This window comes from Verrucosispora sioxanthis (genome assembly GCF_010560025.1).
GTDB lineage: Bacteria > Actinomycetota > Actinomycetes > Mycobacteriales > Micromonosporaceae > Micromonospora > Micromonospora palythoicola.
In genome coordinates this window covers 622,539-643,961 of the sequence record NZ_SAIY01000003.1, presented here as the reverse complement: position 1 = coordinate 643,961, position 21,423 = coordinate 622,539, and the positions used below count along the sequence as shown (strand labels likewise).

Sequence of the window (21,423 nt, the reverse complement as noted above, 5' to 3'; positions counted from 1 at the left end):
TCGTGACATCACGAGAGTAAGGCTTTCTAGACACCATGTCGAGAAATCTTTACATGCCGGGTCGTGCGGCCGGGTGGTCGGGACCCGTCGTCGGGGTCAGCGTCGGGCGGCGCGCAGGGCGTCGTGCAGCTCCCGTGCCACCTGCGCCAGCGCCGCCTCGGCCTGCGGCTGCACGGCCGCCGGCACCGCCGACTCGCTCAGCGCGGCCACCGCGTACGCCTGCCCGTCGGCGTGCTCCACCACGCCGACCTCGTGCCGCAGATTCAGCAGCGTGCCGGTCTTCGACGACCAGCGGGAGGCGTCGGAGCTGAAGTCCGGGGCGAGCCGCTGCCGCAGCAGGTTGTCACCCATCAGCTCGCGTACCCGGGCCGCCACCCCCGGCGGGATCCGCGACGGGCGCCACAGCGCGTGCAGCAGGTCGACGAAGGCCCGGGCCGAGCCGGCGTTGGCCCGGGCCACGTCCAACTGGGCGATCGGATGGCCCTGACCGGCGGTGGTCGCCGACGCGGCGAGGGCGTGCGCCAGGTGCACCTCCGGGGCGAGCCGCTCGGCCGGGGTGTCGGTGAGGTCGCGGGTGCGGTGCCGGACGCTGATCCCATCGATGCCGAACCGGCGCAGCGTGTCGGCGACCATCGGGGGCGGGGTGAGCGCGAACAGCGCGTCCGAGGCGCCCTCGTCGCTGATCGCCACGCTGAGGTAGAGCAGGTCGTCGATCGCCACGGTGGCCGGGTGCCGGAACCGGCTCAACCCGGTCGGTCCGGGGGTGCGGACCCGGCCGGGCGCCACGGTGACTCCGGTGGCACCGTCGAGTTCACCGCGTTCGATCCGGTCCACCGTGGCCACCGCCAGCGGCACCTTCACCAGCGACGCGACGGGCAGCGCCACGTCGACGTCGAGGCCCAGCTCGTCGCCGGTGTCGAGGTCGCGGACCAGCAGGCAGCCGCGCAGGCCGGCGTCGCGCAGCGTCTGCCGGGCGGTGCGGAGCAGTCGACCGACCGTCATGCCGCCTCCGGTACGCCCAGACAGCGGCCCACGGCGGCACCCAACGCGCCACGCAGCCGCTCGGCGTCCTCCCGGAGACCGGCCGTCACCTGGTAGCCGCGGACCGGCCGCGACTCGCCGAGGGGCCGCCAGTGCAGCCCGAGTTCGTCCGCCTCGACGGGGAGCAGAGCACCAGGTCGCTGCCGGCGAGCGCCTCGGCGGCGGCATCGACCACGGACGCCGCGACCGCCACCTGGGTCGGCTGCAACCCGACGGCGTCGCGTAGCCGGGTCAGCGGGTCGCGCACGTGCGGCACGTCGTCCTCCGGCGCGATCCAGACCCGACGCCGACGCCCCCGGCGGTCCGCCCGTGACGGACGCAACGTCTCCAGCCGGACCAGCTCCACACCCGGGTCGGTGCCGCCCGCGAGACCCAGCGGCACCCGCCACGCGGCCTCGTCCGCCGGTACGCAGACCAGCGCGGCCCGCACCTCGTGGCGCTCTCGCAGCCGGGCCCGCTCCGCCGGCTCGCCCCGGTGCAGCTCCAGGTGCAGGTCGTGCCGGCGAGCCTCGACGACCAGCCGAGCCAGCGACCGGGGCGCGCAGATCGCCGGCACGGCCAGCCGGAACGGGCGCAGCCGGGCCCGCTCGGCGTCGTGTTCCATGGCCTCCGCCAGGTCCACGATCCGCCGGGCCGAGGCGAGCATGTCCCGCCCGAACGGAGTGAGCGTGACGCTGCGCGAGGTGCGGTCGAACAGGCGCCCGCCGAGGTGACGCTCCAGCGCGGCCACCCGTCGGCTCGCCACCGACTGCGGGATGCGGGCCACCGAGGCGCCGATGGTGAAGCTGCCGTGGGTGCCGACCGACACGAACGCCCGGCAGGCCGCCACCAGATCCACCCCGGCATTCTATGCCGATTCGGCATCGGTGCCGTCCCTGGTGTCTTCGACAGCATGAGGGCGGCGCTGCGAACCTGGGTGCCGGCCGCCCGGACGACGTCCGGTTGACCGGTTGATCGAGGGAAGGAACCAGCCGTGACCAGTACCGACCGCCGTACCCGTGCCGTCGCGCTCGCCCTGACACTCGGCCTGCTCGCCGGCTGCTCCGCCGGCACCCCGTCCGCGCCGACACCGACGCCGGCGGCGTCGACCACGACGGCGTCCGCCGCGCCGGTCACCGTCGACTTCGCCCCGCTCGAGCGCGAGTTCGACGCCCGGCTCGGGGTGTACGCGATCGACACCGGCAGCGGCAGCACGGTGGCGCACCGGGCGGAGGAGCGCTTCGCGTACGCCTCGACCTTCAAGGCCCTCGCCGCCGGCGCGGTGCTCGCCGCGACCTCGGACGAGGAGCTGGACCGGGTGGTCAGCTACTCCCGTGACGACCTGGTCACCTATTCGCCGATCACCGAGCGGCACGTCGACACCGGCCTGTCGCTGCGGGCGATCGCCGACGCGGCGGTGCGCTACAGCGACAACACCGCCGGGAACCTGCTGCTCAAGCAGCTCGGCGGCCCCTCCGGCTTCAGGCAGGCGCTGCGCGAGGTCGGCGACGAGGTGACCGAGCCGGTGCGCTGGGAGACCGAGCTCAACGCGTACGTCCCGGGCGAGCGTCGCGACACCAGTACGCCCCGGGCCCTGGCCACCACGCTGCGGGCGTACGCGGTCGACGAGGCTCTCTCCCCGGCCGACCGGGCCGTGCTCGTGGACTGGCTCAAGCGCAACACCACCGGTGACAAGACCATCCGGGCCGGCGTGCCCGAGGGCTGGGCGGTGGGAGACAAGACCGGCTCGGCCGACCACGGCACCCGCAACGACATCGCGGTCATCTGGCCGCCGGAGCGGGCACCGATCGTGCTGGCCGTGCTCTCCGATCGGACCGAGCCCGACGCCGAGCGCGACGACGCCCTGCTCGCCCGGGCCGCCGAACTCACCCTCGACGCGCTGAGCTGAGTCGCCCCCTGGGCGGGTACCGGCCACCAGGTGACCATGACGGTCGTCCTGGTGGCCGGTTGCGGCCGCTGGCTCGGGTCCGGGTGTGCCCGGTTCCGGCCGCGCCGACGGGGGGCTCGCTGGCCGGAACCGGGCGACCGTCAGGGGGCCGGGTCCGTGGCGGGCCCGGTCAGGTCGAAGTCGGCGGTGACCGGGGTGTGCCCGATCCGCACTGGCTGCGCCTCGGACACCTGCTCCGCGTTGGGGTACCAGCGGCTGGGCACGTGGGCGCAGTCGCACCGCAGCAGCACCCGCTGCCCCGGCAGCAGCCGCAGCGTGTAGTCGGTACCGACGTCGACCACCCCCGTCACGTCGCCGGTACGCGCGTGGAAGGCGATCACCTGGGAGTAGTTCGGCATCTCGTCGACGGCGATGGTGCCGCTGACCACGGTGCCCGCGACGAGTTCCTGGTTGCTGGTGACTGTCGTGCCGGACCGGACCCGTACGGTGTCGGCCTTCCTGCGGTCGGCCACCCCGCCGGACCACTGACTGGCCAGTAGGTACCCGGTGTAGTACAACGGCCAGCGGTACGGTCCGAGACCGGTGAGTGTGTACCGGCCGTCGTCATCGGTGATAGCGCCGTAGTCGCTGTTCTTGGGATCCGGAACCACCGGCAGGGACATGACGTGTCCGGCGGAGACCGGATTGCCGTCCGCCGCGCGGGTGACCCGACCGGTGACGGCGCCCGGCGGATCGAAATGGACCGTCGGGGCGGTGACCGTCCGGCCCGGACGCACCTTGATGGTCACGCCGTGCTCCCGCTGGCCGGTGCCGCCGTGCCGACCAACCCACTGCAGACCGTGCTGATCGGTGTCATAGGGACGGGCCAGCAGGTGGTAGCGGCCGGGTGGCACGTTGCTGGCGAGCACGTCGCCACCGTCGACGCTGGTGCAGCCGCCGTGCCGGCCCTCCTGCACCTCGCCCTGAAACACGACGGTGAGCCGGTCGCGATCGACGGGGACCAGCGACACGCACCCTCGTACGGCAGCGCCGGTTGCCCTGTCGCGCAACGTGGTCCGCACCTCGCCCGCAGTGGTGTCGACGGTGGTCCGACCGGCTTCATGCCGGTGGGACGCGGTGGCGAACGTGGGCGTGGACGGCGCGGCGACGGTGGCGCGCGGGGCGGCGGCGGACCGGGCGAGCCCGGGACTCGCCGTGGCGGGCAGCGGCAGGCTGACGACGAGCAGGGCGACGGTGAGTGGGACGGCGTGACGTGGTGACCGCGGCATCGGCGGGATCCTCTCCACCCGGCGGACGAAACCCACTCACGGTAGCCGCCGTGACGGAGTCGTCACGCGTTGTGTCGGGAGGTGGTCAGGGGATCGGCCACTCGTGGACCGGGCGGTTGCTGTGCATCAGCTCCACGTAGTGCCGGACCACCTGGCGCAGGGCGTCCGGCCGGTCCAGCTGATCGGTCGACTCCAGCCGGTGCAGTGTGGCCACCTGCCAGGTGGCGCCGTTGCGGCCGGTCAGACAGCGTTGCTCGATGATGCCGAGCAGCCGGTCCCGCTCGTCCGGCTCGACACCCCAGCGGTCCAGACCGTGGTGGGCCAGCGGCAGCAGGCGGCGCAGCACCAGCTCGGCGACCGGCAGGTAGCCCAGGCCGGGCCAGAAGACGTGGGCGTCGATGCCGTGCCGGGCGCAGGTGTTGAAGTTCTCCTCGGCGGCGCTGAACGACATCTGGGACCACAGCGGCCGGTCGGCCTCGGCGAGCGCGCGGACGAGTCCGAAGTAGAACGCCCCGTTGGCGATGGTGTCCAGCACGGTCGGTCCGGCCGGCAGGACCCGGTTCTCCACCCGCAGGTGCGGGCGACCCCGCAGCACGTCGTAGACCGGCCGGTTCCACCGGTAGATGGTGCCGTTGTGCAGCCGCAACTCGGCCAGGGTCGGTACCCCTCCGGCGGCGAGCGTCTCCGACGGGTCCTCCGGTTCGCAGACCGGCAGCAGCGCCGGGAAGAAGCGCACGTTCTCCTCGAACAGGTCGAACACGGAGGTGATCCAGCGTTCACCGAACCAGACGCGGGGGCGTACGCCCTGGGTCTTGATCTCCTCGGGGCGGGTGTCGGTGGCCTGCTGGAACAGGGGGATGCGGGTCTCCCGCCACAGTTCGCGGCCGAAGAACAGCGGTGAGTTCGCGCCGAGCGCCACCTGGATCCCGGCGATGGCCTGGGCGGCGTTCCAGTAGTCGGCGAACTGGGCGGGGCCGACCTGGAGGTGGAACTGGGTGCTGGTGCACGCCGCCTCGGGCGTGATCGTGTCGGCGGTGACCGCCAGCCGTTCCACCCCGTTGATGGCGATCCGCAGGTCCTCTCCCCGGGCCGCGAAGATCTGCTCGTTGAGCAGCGCGTAACGGGGATTGGCCGACAGGGTGGCGGCGGTCAGGTGCTCCGGCAGTACGGTCGGCAGGATGCCGATCATCACCAGTTGGGCGTCGACCGTTCGGGCCCGCTGGTCGGCCGCGTTCAGGGCGGCGCGTACGTGTTCCTCGAACTCGGCGGTGCCGGTGCCGGCCAGCCGCCGTGGTGCGACGTTGATCTCGACGTTGAACTGGCCGAGCTCGGTCTGGAAGCTCGGGTCGGCCACCGCCCGCAACACGTCGGCGTTGCGCATCGCCGGCATCGAGTCGGCGTCGACCAGGTTCAGCTCGATCTCCAACCCGGTCATCGGCCGCTCGACGTCGAACCGGGACTCGCGCAGCATCTCGGCGAAGACGTCGAGACAGCGGCGCACCTTGTCCCGGTAGCGAGCCCGATCCTGGCGGCTGAAGGTCTGTACGCCGACTTCCTCGCCCATAGGTCACCACCTTGTCACCGCTGGTACCCCAAACGTCGCACGTCCATGCCACCTACGGAAGCCGGGACCGGTCGAGAAGGTCCGTACCATGGCGGGCGTGCGTGACAAGGTGACCCGACTGTTCGTGGTGGCGGCGATCGCCGAGGCGATCTCCTGGGCCGGGCTGTTGGCCGGCATGGTGGCCAAGTACGGCCCGCCCGGCAACGAGCTGGGGGTGCAGGTCTTCGGCCCGATCCACGGCGCGCTCTTCGTCGCGTACGGAGTGCTGGTGCTGGCGGTGGCCCGGGTGCGCCGGTGGAGCCTGCTGGTCACGTTCGTGGCGCTGGCCTGCGCGGTGCCGCCGTTCGCCACCGTCGTCTCGGAGCGTTGGGCGCGGCGGCGGGGATGCTCGGCCCCGTCGCGCCGGCCCGGGAGCCGGCTCCGGTCGGCTGACGCCGGGCGGCCAGGGCAGCCGGTCGACGTGCGTCGGCGGCGTCAGCCGGACGGCCGCCTCAACTCACCGCCGTGCAGGCGGCCACCGTGGCGAGGACCAGCACCCCCAGCATCGCCTGAAGCAGCAGCGGGGGGCCCAGGTGCGACCACATGGTGGCCGTGCGCGGCCGGAGCAACTGCCCCGTGGTGAGGTTGACGATCCGTTCGATCTTCGGTGCCAGGTCGGGATCGCCCTGGTCGCGCAGGGTCAGCTGCACGTGGTCGGCCGGATGCAGCGCACTCTGCGGCAGATGTCCGTGCAACTCCACCTCGTAGAGCCGCCCGTCACCGTCGCGGAGGCGGACCGGAGTGACCAGGTACTCAGGGCCCTTCTTCAGCTCCTTGAAACTGCGCCGGCCCGTGCCGGAACCGGCCGAGAGCAGGGCTCGCACCAGCCTGGCCAGCAGACCCGCCACGCCGGCCGCGGCGAGCACCACCACCAGCACCGGCTGCCCCACCCGCACCTCCCGGGGATAGCCGTCCATCAGGCGCACGATCTGCGCGGTGAGGATCCGCCCGGTGGGGTGCAGACTGCGCCGGGAGTACGATGTCGCGTCCATTCCACCACCCAGAGTCCGCCTACGCCTACAGATCGTATCGATCCTCGGGGTTGAATGACGTGAATGAAAACCGGTCACGCGGTTGCCGGCAGGTGACAAGCGCGGCGACGCGGGTAAGCGGTGGGTCGAGCTGGAAAGGGGTCGAGCATGCAGCTGTCCTTCCTGCGCCCGCTGTACCAGCGTCCGGGCCCGTGGTGCTCGGTCTACCTGGACGCCTCCCTGGACACCGAGGACGCGCACGCGGCACTCGATCTGCGTTGGCGTGGTCTGCAACGGCAACTGGCCGAACAGGGGGCGGACGAGCCGACGATCGCCGCGATCGACCGGGTGATCCGGGGACACGATCCGATGCCCGGCGACTACGGGTTGGCCGTGTTCGGTACCCAGGGACAGGTGGTGCTCTCCGAGTACCTGTCCGCCCCGCCGCGGCGGGATCTGGCCGCGTACGCCCCGCTGCCGCACGTGATGCCGCTGCTGGCTCAGCGCGGTGAGCAGGTGGCGTGGGTGCGGGTGCTCGCCGACCGCACCGGTGCCGACGCGATGTCGGTGAGCGCCGGCGGAGTGCCGCGCCGGGCACACGTGACCGGCCGGGAGAGCTACCAGCTGCGTCGGGTCAAGCCCGGCGGCTGGTCCCAGTCGCGCTACCAGCGGGCCGCGATGGAGGCATGGCATCACAACGCCGGTGACGTCACCGCCGCGACCGTCGAACTGGCCGAGCGGGTCGGTGCCGAGGTGGTGGTGGTGGCCGGCGACGTCCGTGCCACCGGGATGATCGCCGCCCAGATGCCGGACCGCTGGCAGGACCTGGTGGTACGCACCGACGCCGGTTCCCGGGCCGGCGGTGCCGACCAGACCCTGCTCGACGACCTGACCGTGCAGACCATCGCCGAGGTGGCCGACCAGCGGGTGCACGCGGCCCTGGACCGCTTCGGCACGCAGGAGGACGTCGGCGCCGGGCTCGACGCCGTGGTGGCCGCGTTGCAGCGCAACCAGGTCGACACGATGCTGATCGTCGACGACCCCTCGGCCGACGGCCAGCTCTGGATCGGCCCGGCGGCCACCGACATCGCCACCGAGCCGGGTCAGCTGACCGCGGTCGCCGAACCGGAGCGGGTCCGGGCCGACGCGGCGCTGGTGCGTGCCCTGGTGGGCACCGACGCCGAACTGACCGTGCTCGGCCCCGACGAGGCGCCGGAGCTGGTGGACGGGGTCGGCGCGGTGCTGCGCTACGTCGACCCGGTCACCCCGGGACGGGGCGGTGCCTGACCCGGGCGTCGCTGACGCGGTGGTCGACCGGCTGCTGGCCTGGCGGATTCCGCGAGTCTTCGGCCACCCGCAGGAGGCGGTCGCGGCACTTGTCGAGGCGCTCGACGCCACCGGGGACGACCCGGAGTTCGTACCCGTCCGCAACGCGGAGTGCGCCGCGGTCATGGCAGCCCGGGCACGCGCCCGCTTCACGGGCGGTCCGGGCGTCTGCCTCGCGGCCGGCGGGTGGCCGCCGCGGGCCTGTCGCGGGCCTCGACGCCGCCCGGGGCGCCGGCCTGCCGGTGCTCGCCGTCGTCGCCGAGCCGGTCGCCGACCCGTCCGCGCCGATGCCGTCCGCGCCGACCTCGTCCGCGCCGAGCCGGTCCGCGCCGACCCCGTCCGCGCCGAGACCGTTTTCGCCGATCCGAGGCCGCCCGGGTCGTCCACCGACAGCTCGCCGGGTGTTTCTACCGCCTCTGGTACGTCGCCGAGCGCGCGGGCGCGGAGCGGTGGACGGGCGCTGCGCGCCGCGACGCCACGGTCCGGTGGGCCTGGTCGTGCCGCACTCGGCGCCGCAACATGCGATGTGGGTCGCGGCGCCGGGCCCCGGCATCGACGTCCGGCTGGTGCTCGACGAACTGTCCGGTCGGCTGCCCCCAACAGCGTGGTGACCGTCGACGGCACCGGGCCGACGCTCGGGTTCGCCAACCCGGCGGGTTCGCCGAGGTCGTCATCGGCCCGGCCGGGCTGCCCGGGGCGCGCTGCCGTACGCCCTCCGCGGCGAAAGTGGCCGCGCCGACCGGCCGGTGATCGCTCTGGTCACCGACGACGGGATGCGCTCGCAGGGCTGTCCGAGCTGGTCACCATCGCGCGGCGGCGACCGGCGTGGCCCGACCCGCGTCTGGTGGTGCTGGTGCACAACACCCGGTCCGGTCACCCCCGGTGCCTGGACCCGGCCCGGCCGGTCACCGACGACGTTCCGTACGCCGGCTGGGCCCGGTTGCTCGGCCTGCACGGGGTGCGTGTCGACCGGCCGGAGCTGGTCGGCGCGGCCTGGGACGAGGCGCTGAACGCCGACCGCCCGTGCGTGCTGGAGATCGTGACGACCGCCCTGACCAGCAGCTCGTGGAACCGGCAGGGACTCGACAACATCGGGGATTCTGCTGCCCCAGGCGACGGCGACACAGCACCATCCCCGATGGTGCTGGACGGCGACGGTGCACCGGCGATGGCGGGCTGGTCGCTCTCGGCGGGAAGAGGCAAGATCCGCTGATTGATGCCGTCCGGTGGGGAGATGCCCTGTTTAAGCCGCATCGTGGCGGGAAGCCGGGCCGCGTGGTGAGCGATCGAGGGAAGGTGGGTCCGGTGCGCAAGGTGCGCCCGGGACTGACGGCGGCCGGTGCCGGCATGGCCGGTGACCGCGTCGTCGCGGCCGGCAGCACCGCCCGGATCCTGGTCGCGGCCATCGCCCGCGCCTGAGCGGCAGCGACTGCGCCGACCTCGGACACGCGGACCTGTCCCGGTTCGCCAGCACACCGACCCGGTGCGGCGGGCGGCGGCGATCCGTTCCGCCGGCCGGACCGCCCTCACCGCCGGGCAGGCCGCCGAGGTCGACGCGGGGCGGATCGCCCGATGGTTTCGTCGACCAGTACCCGACGCCGGTATCCGGGGGCGCTGCTGGAACTCGCCGCACGGCGGTGTCGCGCATCTTGCGGCGGCGCTGGGCATGCCCTGGCTGCCCGCCGGCTTGAGATGATCGCGCACTGGCCGCAGGGCGCGGTGGACCGGCCGCGCGTGCCGCCCTGGACCACGGGGCGCGCTCGCCGGCCGGGTGCTCGCCGGCAACCCCGACCTGCACGTGCGGCAGGTGCACTGCCCAGCCGGGGTGCGCTGGCCGGGGCGACCGTGGCGTTGACCGGCCGCTGGCAGGCGCTGCGGCGGCGTACCGCCTCCTGGCCGACCGGCTGGCCCCCGGCGCCCCGGTGCTGATGCTGCGCGACACCCGAACCTGGCCGGTGGTCGACGCCGCCGACGGACACAGCTTCCAGCTCGGCTGCCCGGCCAGCGGCCTGAACCCGGTGGATTTCCATCCCGACAGCCACGCGCTGCGGCAGGTGCTGCGCTCGGCCGGCGGTGACAGCGAACGCTGGGAACCTCCGGAGATCTCCGCCCCGCCGGCCGCCGCCGAGCACGGCGTGGAGTCCGGTTTCGACCGGGGCGTACGGGACTGGACCTCCCGGCACGGTCATCCGCTGCACCAGATCCTGGTGCCCACGCCCGCCGCGCTCAGCGCCGCCACGGCCGACCTGTACCGGCGCTGGCTGCGGGCCGCCGGCAAGACCGGTGACCGCCTGGTGGTGGAGTGCGGGCGGCTGCTCGACCCCTGGCAGGTGCTCCGGGCCGGGCTGGTGCCGTACTGGTGCGAGAACGCCACCCGGCGCAGCGTCGAGCAGGTGGAGTGGTGGTTGGCCGGCGGCGAGTCGTTCACCTCGGTCGACGTGCTGCCGGAGCCGCCCGGCGTACGCTCACCGGCGCTGGCCGGCCTGCCGCAGTGGCTGGCGGTCGCCGGCTTCGGTCGGCGGCGGCGCGCTCGACCACCGCGGCGCGCGGCTATCCGGTCACCTCGGTGCCCACCCGCAGAGCCACTGAGGTGCTCCGCGCCCAGCCGTACGATCTGCCCAGTCCGGCGCCGCTGGACACCGGCGAGGCACTGGCCGCGCTGCGCGACGGCGGCAGCCACCACGGCCTGCTGATCTGTTGAGACCGGGCTGACGAAACATCCTCGCGAACCCGCGATCCCGTGATTGAGTACCTACGGAGCGGGAACACCGCCGGCTGCGACAGGCTGATCACCTCGCGTGGCGCGGCGCCGTCGCCCGCTGGCATCCCAGTCACGTAACCCAGTCACAGGCCCGTGCGTGCCTACGCGCGTGCCCGGTGTCGGCGAATCCGGGCGGGGTCCTTCCCGAGGGAGGCGCGGATGTTCGGACAGACCACCACAACCACACCACCAACCACCGATCGGGGGCTTGAGGACCTCGACGCCGCGGCGTTGGCGTACGCGGCACGGATCGAGGGGCTACCGCCGGAGCGTCGCCAGGAGGCCCGCGACGACCTGGTCCGCTTCGCGTTGCCGTTCGCGGGTCGGTTGGCCCGCCGCTACCGGGGGCGTGGGGAGCCGTTGGAGGATCTGGAACAGGTGGCCCGCCTGGGGCTGGTCAACGCCGTCGACCGGTACGACCCGGAACGTGGTTCCTTCACCGCGTACGCGGCGATCACCATCGTGGGTGAGATCAAGCGGCATTTCCGGGACCGCACCTGGGGCGTGCACGTGCCGCGCCGGCTGCGCGACCTGATCCTGGAGGTCGGACAGGCGACGGCGGCGCTGACCAGTGAGCTGTCCCGGGCACCCACGGTGGCTGAACTGTCCAAACGCCTGGAGACGCCGGAGGAGGAGATCCTCGCCGCGCTGGAGTCGGCGGCCGGCTACAGCCCGGCGTCGCTCAACGCGCCGGTCGGCGGGGAGAGCTCCGCGGAGTTCGGCGACCTGGTCGGCGAGTCGGACATCGCGTTGGAGTCGGTGGACGACCGGGTGACCGTCAGCGGCCTGTTGCACCGGCTGCCCTGGCGGGAGCGGCGGATCCTGGCCATGCGGTTCTACGGCAATCAGACCCAGGCCGAGATCGCCGCCCGCTTCGGCATCTCCCAGATGCACGTCTCCCGGCTGTTGTCGAGGGCGCTGACCTGGCTGCGCCAGGCGATGCTCGCCGACGCGCCGCCGCCGTGGCAGAACGGTCCGGGCGAGTCCGAGGCGGCCAACCAGACGCGCGCCGTGGCTCCGGTACGCGGCCGCTGACCGGTCGGAGGAACGTCGTCGGGGCGGCACCGGTAGGTGCCGCCCCGAGTGGTGCCAGCCGACCGGTCAGTTCTCCGGGGTGTCACCGGGCCCACGCGGATGCCGCCACCGGTCGTTGGGTTGCGGGTCGCGCTGCGCGCCCAGCGGGTTCTCCTCCGGTTCGTCGGTCTCCTCGAAACTCGGCCGGCGTACCTGCTCCGGCTCCGGCACGTCGACCGGCCGGGCACCGGACTGCGGCGCGGGTTGGTACGCCTCCGCCTCGCGTGCGCCGTGCGCGCCCTCGGCGGCCGGCGACTCGGACACGTGCTTCTCCATGTGCAGTTCCTCGCGGAAGTCCTGGGGGGGTTTCGTGGTCCGTTGTGGAAGGTCGCGGCCCAGGTCGGAGACGAGTTCGCCGTACTTGGCGTCGAACGCGGGACGCTCGGAGCGGATCCGGGGCATCCGGTCGAAGTTGCGCAGCGGCGGCGGGCAGGTGGTGGCCCACTCCAGGGAGTTGCCGAAGCCCCAGGGATCGTCCACGGTCACCTCGGCGCCGTAACGCCAGGACTTCCAGGCGTTCCACATGAAGAACAGGGTGGACGCGCCCAGCACGAAGGCGAAGATGCTGGAGATCGTGTTCAGCGTGGTGAACCCGTCGCTGGGCAGATAGTCGGCGTACCTGCGGGGCATGCCCTCGTTGCCGAGCCAGTGGTGCACCAGGAAGGTGCCGTGGAAACCGATGAACATGGTCCAGAAGTGCAGCTTGCCGAGCCGCTCGTCGAGCAGGCGACCGGTCATTTTCGGCCACCAGAAGTAGAAGCCGCCGAAGAGCGCGAAGACCACGGTGCCGAAGACCACGTAGTGGAAGTGGGCGACGACGAAGTACGTGTCCGTGACGTGGAAGTCCACCGGCGGGCTGGCCAGCAGTACGCCGGTGAGCCCGCCGAGCAGGAAGGTGACCAGGAAGCCGATGGCGAACAGCATCGGCGTCTCGAAGGTCAGCTGACCCTTCCACATGGTGCCGATCCAGTTGAAGAACTTCACCCCGGTCGGCACCGCGATCAGGTAACTCAGGATGCTGAAGAACGGCAGCAGCACCTGACCGGTGGCGAACATGTGGTGCGCCCACACCGCCATGGACAGCACCGTGATGGCGATGGTGGCCAGCACCAGCCCGGTGTAACCGAAGATCGGCTTGCGGGAGAACACCGGGATGATCTCGGTGATGATCCCGAAGAACGGCAGCGCGATGATGTAGACCTCGGGGTGGCCGAAGAACCAGAACAGATGCTGCCACAGCATCGGCCCACCGGTGTCAGGGTTGTAGACCTGCGCGTCGAGCAGTCGGTCGGCGCTCAGCGCCAGCAGCGCGGCGGCCAGCAGCGGGAAGACCAGGATCACCAGCACGCTGGTGAACAGCATGTTCCAGGTGAAGACCGGCATCCGGAACATGGTCATGCCCGGCGCGCGCAGGGTCAGGATCGTCGTGATCAGGTTGACCGCGCCGAGGATGGTGCCCAGACCGGACACCACCAGGCCGATCACCCACATGTTCGCGCCGACCCCGGGGGAGTGCTCGACGGTGCTCAGCGGCGTGTACGCGGTCCAGCCGAAGTCCGCCGAGCCGCCGGGGGTGAGGAAACCGCCGACCACCATCAGCCCGCCGAACAGGTAGAGCCAGTAGGCCAGCGCGTTGAGCCGGGGGAACGACACGTCCGGGGCGCCGATCTGGATCGGCACGATGTAGTTGGCGAAGCCGAACGCCGCCGGGGTGGCGAACAGCAGCAGCATCACCGCCCCGTGCGAGGTGAACAGCTGGTTGTACTGCTCCGGGGCGAGAAACTGCAGACCCGGCCGGGCCAACTCGGCCCGGATCACCATGGCCTCGATCCCGGCCAGCACGAAGAAGCCGAACGAGGTCAGCAGGTACAGCAGGCCGATCTGCTTGTGGTCGGTGGTGGCCAGGAACCTGACCAGCTTTCCACCCGGGAGCGGCCTGCGCAGCGGTCCGGGATAGCCGCCGAAACGGGCCGGGGCGAGGATCGCCGGACCCCGGTCCTGTCCGGGTTCGGTGGTTACCCGCTTGGGCATGAGCGCTCACCTGCGTTGACGACGGATAAGGACGGGCGTGGCTACCCAGCCCGCCGACCATGTAACCAGGCGAGAGCGGTAATTTCGGTCAATTCGCCGGTAGTGTGGCCCAGACGGCCTTTCCGTCGCCGGCCGGGGCACTTCCCCAACGGTCGGCCAGTTCGCGTACCAGCAGCAGCCCGCGACCGCCCTCGTCGCGCTGGCCGGCCGGGCCGGGCCGGGCCGCCGCGCTGCTGCCGTCGACCACTGCCAGGTGCAGCCAGGGCGCCGCAGGGTCACCGTGACCTGCATCGGGGTACCCGCGTGGCGGACCACGTTGCCGACCAGCTCGCTGAGCACCACCGAGGCCGGACCGACCGCATCGGGCAGGTTCCACCGGGCGCACGCGTCGGCCACCAGTTCCGGCCCGCCGGCAGGCCGCCGCCACCGGGTCCAGGCGCAGCCGCAGCCGGTCCACGGCGGCCGCGCCCGCGAACCGGCTCGCCTCGTCGCAGTCGTCCCGCATCGGCACCACCCGGCAGGCCGTCGACCCGGCCAGCAGGGCGGCCGCCTCGGGGTGTGGCGCGCAGAGCACCAGCGGGACCGCCGGCCAGTCCGCGGCGTGACGCGCCGCGGCGGCGAAGACGGACACCGCCAACTGGTCGTGCACGGCCAACTCGGCCAGGTCGACCACCAGCGCGTCGGGCTGCCGGGCCAGACACCTCTCCAGGTGCGCGTACACCTCGCGCATCGAGATCATGTCGAGGGTGCCGGCAAGCCGTACGACGGTGACATGTGCTCCGTCGTGCACCTGGCAGGTGATCCGGCTCACCATCTCCACCCTCGTCTCGGCGATGTCGCAGAGACTGGCAGGTACCCGGCCCTCCACCGGGTGAAACGCCACGGTGAGGCCGGACACCTCAGGCCGCGGCGACCTGCCGTCGCGGCAGTTGGTGCCGCACCTGCGCGAGTGGTGGTCGTTCCGCCACGGCGACGTCGTTGACCACGATCTCCCGGTCCAGGTTCGGCAGCGCGTCCGAGCCACCCCGGCGGAACTGGGTCAGCAGGGCGGTGGGCAGCATCTCCGGGTTCGCCCAGCCCCGCTGCTGCAACCGGGACCAGGCGGTGAGCATGATCTGGGCGGACATCCGGCCCAGCGCGGCGGTGTCCTGGTGCCGGTGCTTGCGCTCACCGAGGTCCACCTGGGCCAGCGCGTCCAACCCGACGAGTTCGAGCAGGTCGATGAGCATGGCGGTCTCGACGCCGTAGCCGGAGACGAACGGCACCCGGGCCAGCACCTCCCGCCGGCCCGCGTACTCGCCGGCGAGGGGCTGCACGAATCCGGACAGTTCCGGCCAGAACAGATTCAGCATCGGCCGGGCCATCAGCTCCGTCACCCGGCCACCGCCGTCGGCCTCCACTCCGCCGGTGCTCACCAGGGGCCGGTGGTAGAAGCCCTTGACGAAGGCGACCGACGGATCGGTCAGCAGCGGGCCGAGCAGCCCGGTGACGAAGTGCGGCCGGAACTCGCGCAGATCGGCGTCGACGAAGGCCACCACGTCGCCCTCCGCCGCGGCCAGGCCGGCCCAGAGCGCGTCGCCCTTGCCGGTCAGCCGGGGCAGCCCGCGGGTCATCGCGTCCTGGCTGACCACCTCGGCCCCGGCGGCGCGGGCCACCGCCGCGGTGCGGTCGGTGGACCGCGAGTCGACCACGATCAGTTCGTCGACCAGCGACACCCGGTCCATCAGGTGCTCGCGGATGGTCGCCACGATCGCCCCGACGGTGGCTTCCTCGTTGCGGGCCGGCAGCACCACGCTGACCCGGCTGTCTCCCTTCGCCTGAAGGAGTCGCCGGGTCGGCCAGTCGGCCGCCGAGGTGGTCCGATAGGTGGCCCAGGCCTCCACCACCGGCGAGACCAGAGATTCGTTGTTGCGCACAGGCACCCCCTCGTCGGCGGGAAGACCGGGAGACGGATTTCCCAGCACCCCGCACGCTAACCGGATCGGTCTCCCAGCTTGATCACAAGCGTGCTCCGTCCACGTTCCCGGCCGATGAACCTTTGATTGCGCCTCGTCGGCCATCCCGGTTTCCGCGATCTCGCACTTCCGGCCGGCTTTATGTCCGGGATCTCACCTATGTCGAGACAGAAAGTGCAAGATCGCGCGAATTCGGGAGGGCGGGCGGGACGTTCAAGATCGGTCCGGTCGCGTACCGTTGCGGCTCATGGGTGTGTCGCAACGGTTGAAGACCAGGTTTCGTCGGTTCCTCCAGCGCCCGGGGACCACGGTCGATCTGGCCCCGCTGGAGAAGCTGCTGCCGGTCATCGAGGCCCGCGAGGAGGAGATCTCGGCGTTCGACGATGCCGAGCTCACCGAGGCGGCCGGCGCGGCGTCGAGCTACGAGGAGATCTGCGCCCTCGGTCGCGAGGCGGCTCGCCGGGGCATCGACCAGCGCCCGTACGATGTGCAGCTGCTCGGTGCGATGTCGCTGCTCTCCGGCAAGGTTGCCGAGATGGCCACCGGTGAGGGCAAGACGCTCACCGCGGCGATCGCCGCGTACGGGCACGTCCGGCTCGGCAACGGGCCGGTGCACGTGCTCACCGTCAACGACTACCTGGCCCGCCGCGACGCCCGGTGGATGGAGCCGATCTACACCCTGCTCGGCCTCACCGTCGGCTGGGTCAACGAGGCGTCCACCCCGGTCGAGCGCCGCGCCGCGTACGCCTGCGACGTCACCTACGTCTCGGTCAGCGAGGCCGGTTTCGACTTCCTCCGCGACCAGCTCGTCACCGACATCGAGGACCGGGTGCAGCGCCCGCTGCGCACCGCGATCGTCGACGAGGCCGACTCGATCCTGATCGACGAGGCCCGGGTGCCGATGGTCCTGGCCGGCTCGGTGCCCGGCGAGCAGGACCCGGTGCACGCCGCCGCCGCGCTCGTGCGCGGCCTGCGCAAGGGCCGGCACTTCACGGTGGCCGAGGACGGCCGCAGTGTCGCCTTCACCTCCGCCGGCCTGGCCGCCGTCGAGGCCAAGCTCGGCATCGACCTGTACGACGAGGAGAACGTCGAGCAGCTGTCCGCGGTAAACGTGGCGCTGCACGCGCACGCCCTGCTGCACCGGGACGTGGACTACATCGTCCGCGACGGCACGGTCGAGCTGATCGACGAGATGCGGGGTCGGGTCGCCCAGCGCCGCCGGTGGCCCGACGGGCTCCAGGCGGCGGTCGAGGCCAAGGAAGGGCTGGACGCCTCGGCCGAGGGCGAGGTGTTGGGCACCATCGCCGTGCAGGCGTACGTCGGGCTCTACCCGGTGGTCTGCGGCATGACCGCCACCGCGGTGCTCGTCGGTGACCAGTTGCGGGAGTTCTTCGGCCTGGAGGTGGCGGTGATCCCGCCGAACACCCCGTGCGTGCGGGTCGACGAGCCGGACCGCATCTACGCCACCCGGGCGGAGAAGGAGGAGGCGCTGATCGACGAGATCCGGCGCTGCCACGCCGACGGGCGCCCGGTGCTGGTCGGCACGCTGGACGTCAAGGAGTCCGAGCAGTTGGCGGCCGGGCTCAACGCCGCCGGGGTGCCCTGCGTGGTGCTCAACGCGAAGAACGACGACGAGGAGGCGGCGATCATCGCCGAGGCCGGCGCGTACGGCGCGGTCACCGTCTCCACCCAGATGGCCGGCCGGGGCGTCGACATCCGCCTCGGCGGCAGCGACCAGGCCGACCGGGAGCGGGTGGCCGAGCTGGGCGGCCTCTACGTGATCGGCAGTGGCCGGCACGACAGCCGCCGCGTCGACGACCAACTGCGTGGTCGGGCCGGTCGCCAGGGCGACCCGGGCGGGTCGGTCTTCTTCGTCAGCCTGGAGGACGACCTGGTCGTCCGGCACGCCGGCGACACCGTGCCGCCGTCGCCCCGGATGAACGCCGACGGTCTGGTCACCGACGCGCAGGTGGACTACGCCGTCGAGCACGCCCAGCGGGTGGCGGAGGGGGTCAACCACGAGATCCACCGCAACACCTGGCGGTACAGCGTGGTCATCGAGCAGCAGCGCAAGGCCCTCGCCGAGCGGCGGGAGCGGCTGCTCACCAGCGACGTCGCGGCCCTGATGCTGTTGGACAAGATGCCGGAGAAGGCCGGCGAGATGGACGAGGACCTGCTGGCCCAGGTGGCCCGGTCGATCGCCCTCTACCACCTCGACCGGCTGTGGGCGTCGCACCTGGCCGAGCTGTCGGAGGTCCGCGAGGGCGTGCACCTGCGCGCCCTGGGCCGGCTCGACCCGCTCGACGAGTTCCACCGGGCCGCAGTGCCGGCGTTCACCGAACTGGTACCGGCGATCGAGGCGCGGACCCTCGCGACCTTCGCCGAGACCGAGTTCGACGAGGACTGGGAGCCCGACGCGGCGGAGCTGGTCCGCCCCAGCGCCACCTGGACCTACCTGGTGCACGACAACCCGTTCGGCTCCGAGCTGGACCGGTTGATCGCCTCGGTCGGGCGGCGGCTCAGCGGGGCCGGTTCCCGCTGACCTGTCCGGTCCGGCACGCCCCTCCCGGACGCACCCGTACCCTGGGAGGGGCCCCGTTTTGCGCCGTTTCGACCGTTGTCGGCGGGGGTAGTAGGGCGGATCGTGATGTCGAAGGCGGCTCCAGCGTGGGAGCCCCGCCGAGGAGGAGACGGGTGACGAGGCTGACCGGGTGTACGGGAGCCGCGGGCCGGTGAACCTGGAGACGCGTACCCCGCTGACGGAGACGCTCGGCGTGCTGGAGACGGCCGCCCTGCTGCGGGAGCTGACCGCCGGTCTGATCGCCGTGGACGACTTCGACGCGGCGCTGACCGCACTGGTCCGGATCACCCGGGACGCCCTCGCCGGCGTCGCCTGGTGCGGATTCACCGCCCTGCGGGCCGGCGAGCCGGCCGGCGTGGCCGCCTCCGACGCCCGCCTGTGCGGGCTGGACGACCTGCGGTACGGCCCGGACACCCCGGCGATGGACGCGATCCGCCGCCGGGAGATGGTCGGCGCGGCGGAACTGGACGGCGAACCGCGTTGGCCGGACTGGACCCCCCCGGCCCGCGAACTGGGCGTACGCGGGGTCATCTCGGCCCCTGTCGACATCGACGACCAGGTGATCGGTGCGGTGAACCTGTACGCCGCCGAACCCGACGCGCTGACCCCCGGCCACCAGCTGACCGCGATGCTGCTCGCCGAACACGCCGGCCTGCTGCTGGCGGCCGTACGCGACCGGGAGCGGCGCGCCGCGCTGACGGTGCAGCAGGACCTCGCCCTGCTCAACGACGGCGTCATCGGCCAGGCTGTCGGCGTCATCATGACCCAGCGCGGCTGCCCGGCGCCGGACGCCCTGGACGTCCTGCGTGGCGCGGCGACGTCGCTGTCGATACCGCTGCGGGAGGTGGCGGAGCGGCTCGTCAGCACCGTCTCCCGGCCCCGGGACAACTGATCGGGGCGTGTCGTTTCACCCGGGTGGCGTCCGGGTAGCACCCTGGGCTGACGAGGTGAGCCTATCCAGGGGGACCAGGATGCAGAGCCGGCTGCGGGTGCAGGGACACTCCATCCAACCGATGCTTGTGACATTTCCGTACGGGCTCTTCGTCTGTGCCGTCATCTTCGACCTCGCCGACGTGGTCGGTGGCCCGGTCTTCCTCGGCGAGGTCGGCTACTGGACGGCGGTGGCCGCCCTGGTGACGGCGGCGTTGACCGCGATGGCCGGGATGGTCGACCTGTGGGACGTGCCGCCGGACCGCACTCGCCACACGGCGATCAGCTTCAACGTGGTCAACGCCGGCATGGCCGGGCTGTTCCTGCTCTCCTGCCTGATGCGGGCCGAGGCGACGAACCGTGGCGCCACCCCGGCGCTGCTGGTCGTCGAGGTGCTCGGCCTCGCCGTCGGTGGGGTGGGCGTACACCTCGGCGCACGGCTGATGCGCCACTTCGACACCACCCGACCCGAGGCGGCAAGCGTCGAGGTCGTACGTGGCCTGGACGCCCCCACCGTCGAGGTCGTACGCCCGCGCCCGTAGAGCCCGGCCCGGTACCCGGGTGCTGCGCCGGTGGCCGGCGCTCGGCGGCGGCGTCGGATAACGCGTTGCCGGAGCGGTCCTGGCCGGACACGCTGACACCCGTGTCGCAGGAGACGAGTTTCGAGGATCTGATCGCCGAGGGAGCCGCCGCCCCGGTCGAGGGGTGGGCGTTCGACTGGCTCGCCGGGCGGGCCACCGAGGAGCGTCCACCATGGGGTTACGCGCGGCTGGTCGCGGCGCGGATGGCGAAGGTCCGCGCGGCGCTGGACATCGACACCGGCGGGGGAGAGGTGCTGGCCGAGGTGCCGCACCCGCCCCCGCTGCTGGTCGCGACCGAGGCATGGCCGCCGAACGTGCCGGTGGCGCGGGCCAACCTGGCGCCACTCGGGGCGAGCGTGGTGGCGGTGGCCGGCGACGCGCCCTGCCGTTCCGGGCCGCCGCCTTCGACCTGGTGGTCAGCCGGCATCCGGTGCGCACCGACTGGCCCGAGGTGGCGCGGGTGCTGCGCCCGGGCGGCACGTTCCTGTCCCAGCAGATCGGCCCCGGGACCGTACGCGAACTCAGCGAGGCGATCCTCGGTCCGTTGCCACCGCCGGAGCACCGCCATCCCGAGCACGCGGTCGCCGCCGCTCGGGCGGCCGGCCTGACCGTGGTCGACCTGCGCGAGGCGACGCTGCGGACGGTCTTCCACGACATCGGTGCGGTGGTCTGGTTCCTGCGTAAGGTGGTCTGGACGGTGCCCGGCTTCACGGTGGCGGCGCACCTACCGGCGCTGCGGCGCCTGCACGACCGGATCCGGGTCGAGGGTCCGTTCGTGGCCCACGCCCGTCGCTTCCTCATCGAGGCAAGAGCGTAGGCGGCTAGCCGGAGCGGAGCATCGCGAGCATCTCCGGCAGGTCGAAGAACTCCGCGGTGGCCACCGCCGACGGATTGCCGCCGTCGGGGTCGGCGCCCGCGTCGAGTAGTGCGCGTACCGCCTCGGCGTTGCTGCGGAACACCGCCGCGGCCAGCGCCGTCTGTCCCCGGTCGTTGGCGCGGGAGTGGTCGGCGCCCCGGTCGAGCAGCGCGCGTACCGTCTCCGGGCGGGCGTGGTAGGCCGCCAGGATCAGCAGGCTGTCACCCTTCTGGTTGGTCAGGTTGACCGGCAGCCCCGCGTCGACGTACCCGACCAGTTCGGTGGTCGCGCCGTCGCGTGCCAGGTCGAACATCCGGTGCGCGAATTCCAGGGTCTCGGCGTCGAGTTCGTCGCTCACCGGTCCAGGTTAGTCGGCGCCGGCGCACCGCTCGCGCCCACCGGCGACCAGTGATCGTGACCGACCTCGTCTCCCCGACCGCTGTCTCGTCCGCGTGACGGTCAGCGGCATGGGAGCGCGAACAGTCGACGTCGGAGCGGGTACGGACATCCCGCCCCGAAGGCCGCGAACGGCATGGACCACCCCCCGTATCAGGTCA

At 72.5% G+C, this 21,423-nt stretch carries 16 protein-coding genes and 4 pseudogenes; 11 read left to right on the top strand and 9 right to left on the bottom strand.

The genetic code is table 11. The features are described from left to right. Window positions 1-96 precede the first annotated feature (96 nt). A complete protein-coding gene (locus ENC19_RS12190) occupies window positions 97-1,002 on the bottom strand; it encodes a serine hydrolase (protein WP_164447263.1) in 906 nt (301 codons plus the stop codon). A gap of 85 nt (window positions 1,003-1,087) precedes the next feature. Then, a complete protein-coding gene (locus ENC19_RS12185) occupies window positions 1,088-1,879 on the bottom strand; it encodes a LysR family transcriptional regulator (RefSeq protein WP_328824229.1) in 792 nt (263 codons plus the stop codon). A 135-nt stretch (window positions 1,880-2,014) separates the two neighbouring features. On the opposite strand from ENC19_RS12185, the gene bla reads away from it, so the two are divergent. After that, complete coding sequence (gene bla / locus ENC19_RS12180) at window positions 2,015-2,929, top strand: class A beta-lactamase (RefSeq protein WP_164447262.1); 915 nt, start codon at window positions 2,015-2,017, stop codon at window positions 2,927-2,929. Window positions 2,930-3,069: 140 nt separating this feature from the next. Here bla and ENC19_RS12175 read toward each other — a convergent pair whose 3' ends face one another. Next, window positions 3,070-4,197: a carboxypeptidase-like regulatory domain-containing protein gene (locus ENC19_RS12175; RefSeq protein ID WP_164447261.1), complete on the bottom strand. Its 1,128-nt coding sequence runs from the start codon at window positions 4,195-4,197 to the stop codon at window positions 3,070-3,072. Window positions 4,198-4,282: 85 nt separating this feature from the next. Then, a complete protein-coding gene (locus ENC19_RS12170) occupies window positions 4,283-5,761 on the bottom strand; it encodes a glutamate--cysteine ligase family protein (protein WP_164447260.1) in 1,479 nt (492 codons plus the stop codon). A gap of 88 nt (window positions 5,762-5,849) precedes the next feature. Here ENC19_RS12170 and ENC19_RS12165 point away from each other — a divergent pair. Further along, a pseudogene (locus ENC19_RS12165) lies at window positions 5,850-6,080 on the top strand (DUF3817 domain-containing protein); the annotation flags it as partial. A 172-nt stretch (window positions 6,081-6,252) separates the two neighbouring features. Here the strand turns inward: ENC19_RS12165 and ENC19_RS12160 are convergent. Further along, entirely contained in the window at window positions 6,253-6,792 is a 540-nt protein-coding gene (locus ENC19_RS12160; protein WP_164447259.1) for a hypothetical protein, read from the bottom strand. 147 nt (window positions 6,793-6,939) lie between these two features. Here ENC19_RS12160 and ENC19_RS12155 point away from each other — a divergent pair, with 147 nt between their 5' ends. From ENC19_RS12155 to ENC19_RS12135, 5 genes and pseudogenes are all read left to right on the top strand, one after another. Next, the gene (locus ENC19_RS12155; protein WP_164447258.1) at window positions 6,940-8,058 is read left to right on the top strand and encodes a baeRF2 domain-containing protein; all 1,119 of its coding nucleotides are present in this window, start codon (window positions 6,940-6,942) and stop codon (window positions 8,056-8,058) included. Beyond that, window positions 8,051-8,272, top strand: a pseudogene (locus tag ENC19_RS31400) (thiamine pyrophosphate-binding protein); the annotation flags it as partial. The gene ENC19_RS12155 and the pseudogene ENC19_RS31400, both read left to right, overlap by 8 nt. A 669-nt stretch (window positions 8,273-8,941) precedes the next feature. Further along, window positions 8,942-9,310, top strand: a complete 369-nt coding sequence (locus ENC19_RS30200; RefSeq protein WP_164446805.1) for a hypothetical protein — start codon at window positions 8,942-8,944, stop codon at window positions 9,308-9,310. A gap of 134 nt (window positions 9,311-9,444) precedes the next feature. Continuing rightward, a pseudogene (locus ENC19_RS12140) lies at window positions 9,445-10,798 on the top strand (hypothetical protein). Between the two features lie 219 nt (window positions 10,799-11,017). Beyond that, window positions 11,018-11,893, top strand: coding sequence for a SigB/SigF/SigG family RNA polymerase sigma factor (locus ENC19_RS12135; RefSeq protein WP_164447257.1), 876 nt, complete (start codon window positions 11,018-11,020; stop codon window positions 11,891-11,893). Window positions 11,894-11,959: 66 nt separating this feature from the next. Here ENC19_RS12135 and ctaD read toward each other — a convergent pair whose 3' ends face one another. From ctaD to ENC19_RS12120, 3 genes are all read right to left on the bottom strand, one after another. Continuing rightward, a complete protein-coding gene (gene ctaD, locus ENC19_RS12130) occupies window positions 11,960-13,963 on the bottom strand; it encodes an aa3-type cytochrome oxidase subunit I (RefSeq protein WP_164447256.1) in 2,004 nt (667 codons plus the stop codon). Window positions 13,964-14,051: 88 nt separating this feature from the next. Beyond that, the gene (locus tag ENC19_RS12125; RefSeq protein WP_235944668.1) at window positions 14,052-14,846 is read right to left on the bottom strand and encodes an STAS domain-containing protein; all 795 of its coding nucleotides are present in this window, start codon (window positions 14,844-14,846) and stop codon (window positions 14,052-14,054) included. Window positions 14,847-14,862: 16 nt separating this feature from the next. After that, window positions 14,863-15,846 carry a glucosyl-3-phosphoglycerate synthase gene (locus tag ENC19_RS12120; RefSeq protein WP_309246089.1) on the bottom strand — a complete coding sequence of 328 codons (984 nt, stop codon included), beginning with the start codon at window positions 15,844-15,846 and terminating at the stop codon, window positions 14,863-14,865. 319 nt (window positions 15,847-16,165) lie between these two features. Here ENC19_RS12120 and secA2 point away from each other — a divergent pair, with 319 nt between their 5' ends. The 4 genes and pseudogenes from secA2 (at window position 16,166) to ENC19_RS12100 (ending at window position 20,827) form a co-directional block, all read left to right on the top strand. Next, the gene (gene secA2, locus ENC19_RS12115) at window positions 16,166-18,460 is read left to right on the top strand and encodes an accessory Sec system translocase SecA2 (RefSeq protein WP_164447254.1); all 2,295 of its coding nucleotides are present in this window, start codon (window positions 16,166-16,168) and stop codon (window positions 18,458-18,460) included. A gap of 190 nt (window positions 18,461-18,650) precedes the next feature. Beyond that, window positions 18,651-19,391, top strand: a complete 741-nt coding sequence (locus tag ENC19_RS12110) for a GAF and ANTAR domain-containing protein (protein ID WP_164447403.1) — start codon at window positions 18,651-18,653, stop codon at window positions 19,389-19,391. A gap of 79 nt (window positions 19,392-19,470) precedes the next feature. Next, a complete protein-coding gene (locus ENC19_RS12105) occupies window positions 19,471-19,971 on the top strand; it encodes a DUF2231 domain-containing protein (RefSeq protein WP_164447253.1) in 501 nt (166 codons plus the stop codon). Between the two features lie 101 nt (window positions 19,972-20,072). Then, a pseudogene (locus tag ENC19_RS12100) lies at window positions 20,073-20,827 on the top strand (class I SAM-dependent methyltransferase). A 4-nt stretch (window positions 20,828-20,831) separates the two neighbouring features. Here the strand turns inward: ENC19_RS12100 and ENC19_RS12095 are convergent. Then, window positions 20,832-21,224 (bottom strand): ankyrin repeat domain-containing protein, encoded by a 393-nt coding sequence (locus tag ENC19_RS12095; protein WP_164447252.1) that lies wholly within the window; start codon window positions 21,222-21,224, stop codon window positions 20,832-20,834. Window positions 21,225-21,423 lie beyond the last annotated feature (199 nt).

Coding starts and splice junctions, on each gene's coding strand:
- ENC19_RS12190 (WP_164447263.1), bottom strand. CDS start 1,002: ATGACGGTCGGTCGACTGCTCCGCACCGCCCGGCAGACGCTGCGCGAC.
- ENC19_RS12175 (WP_164447261.1), bottom strand. CDS start 4,197: ATGCCGCGGTCACCACGTCACGCCGTCCCACTCACCGTCGCCCTGCTC.
- ENC19_RS12170 (WP_164447260.1), bottom strand. CDS start 5,761: ATGGGCGAGGAAGTCGGCGTACAGACCTTCAGCCGCCAGGATCGGGCT.
- ENC19_RS12160 (WP_164447259.1), bottom strand. CDS start 6,792: ATGGACGCGACATCGTACTCCCGGCGCAGTCTGCACCCCACCGGGCGG.
- ENC19_RS12155 (WP_164447258.1), top strand. CDS start 6,940: ATGCAGCTGTCCTTCCTGCGCCCGCTGTACCAGCGTCCGGGCCCGTGG.
- ENC19_RS12135 (WP_164447257.1), top strand. CDS start 11,018: ATGTTCGGACAGACCACCACAACCACACCACCAACCACCGATCGGGGG.
- ctaD (WP_164447256.1), bottom strand. CDS start 13,963: ATGCCCAAGCGGGTAACCACCGAACCCGGACAGGACCGGGGTCCGGCG.
- secA2 (WP_164447254.1), top strand. CDS start 16,166: ATGGGTGTGTCGCAACGGTTGAAGACCAGGTTTCGTCGGTTCCTCCAG.
- ENC19_RS12105 (WP_164447253.1), top strand. CDS start 19,471: ATGCAGAGCCGGCTGCGGGTGCAGGGACACTCCATCCAACCGATGCTT.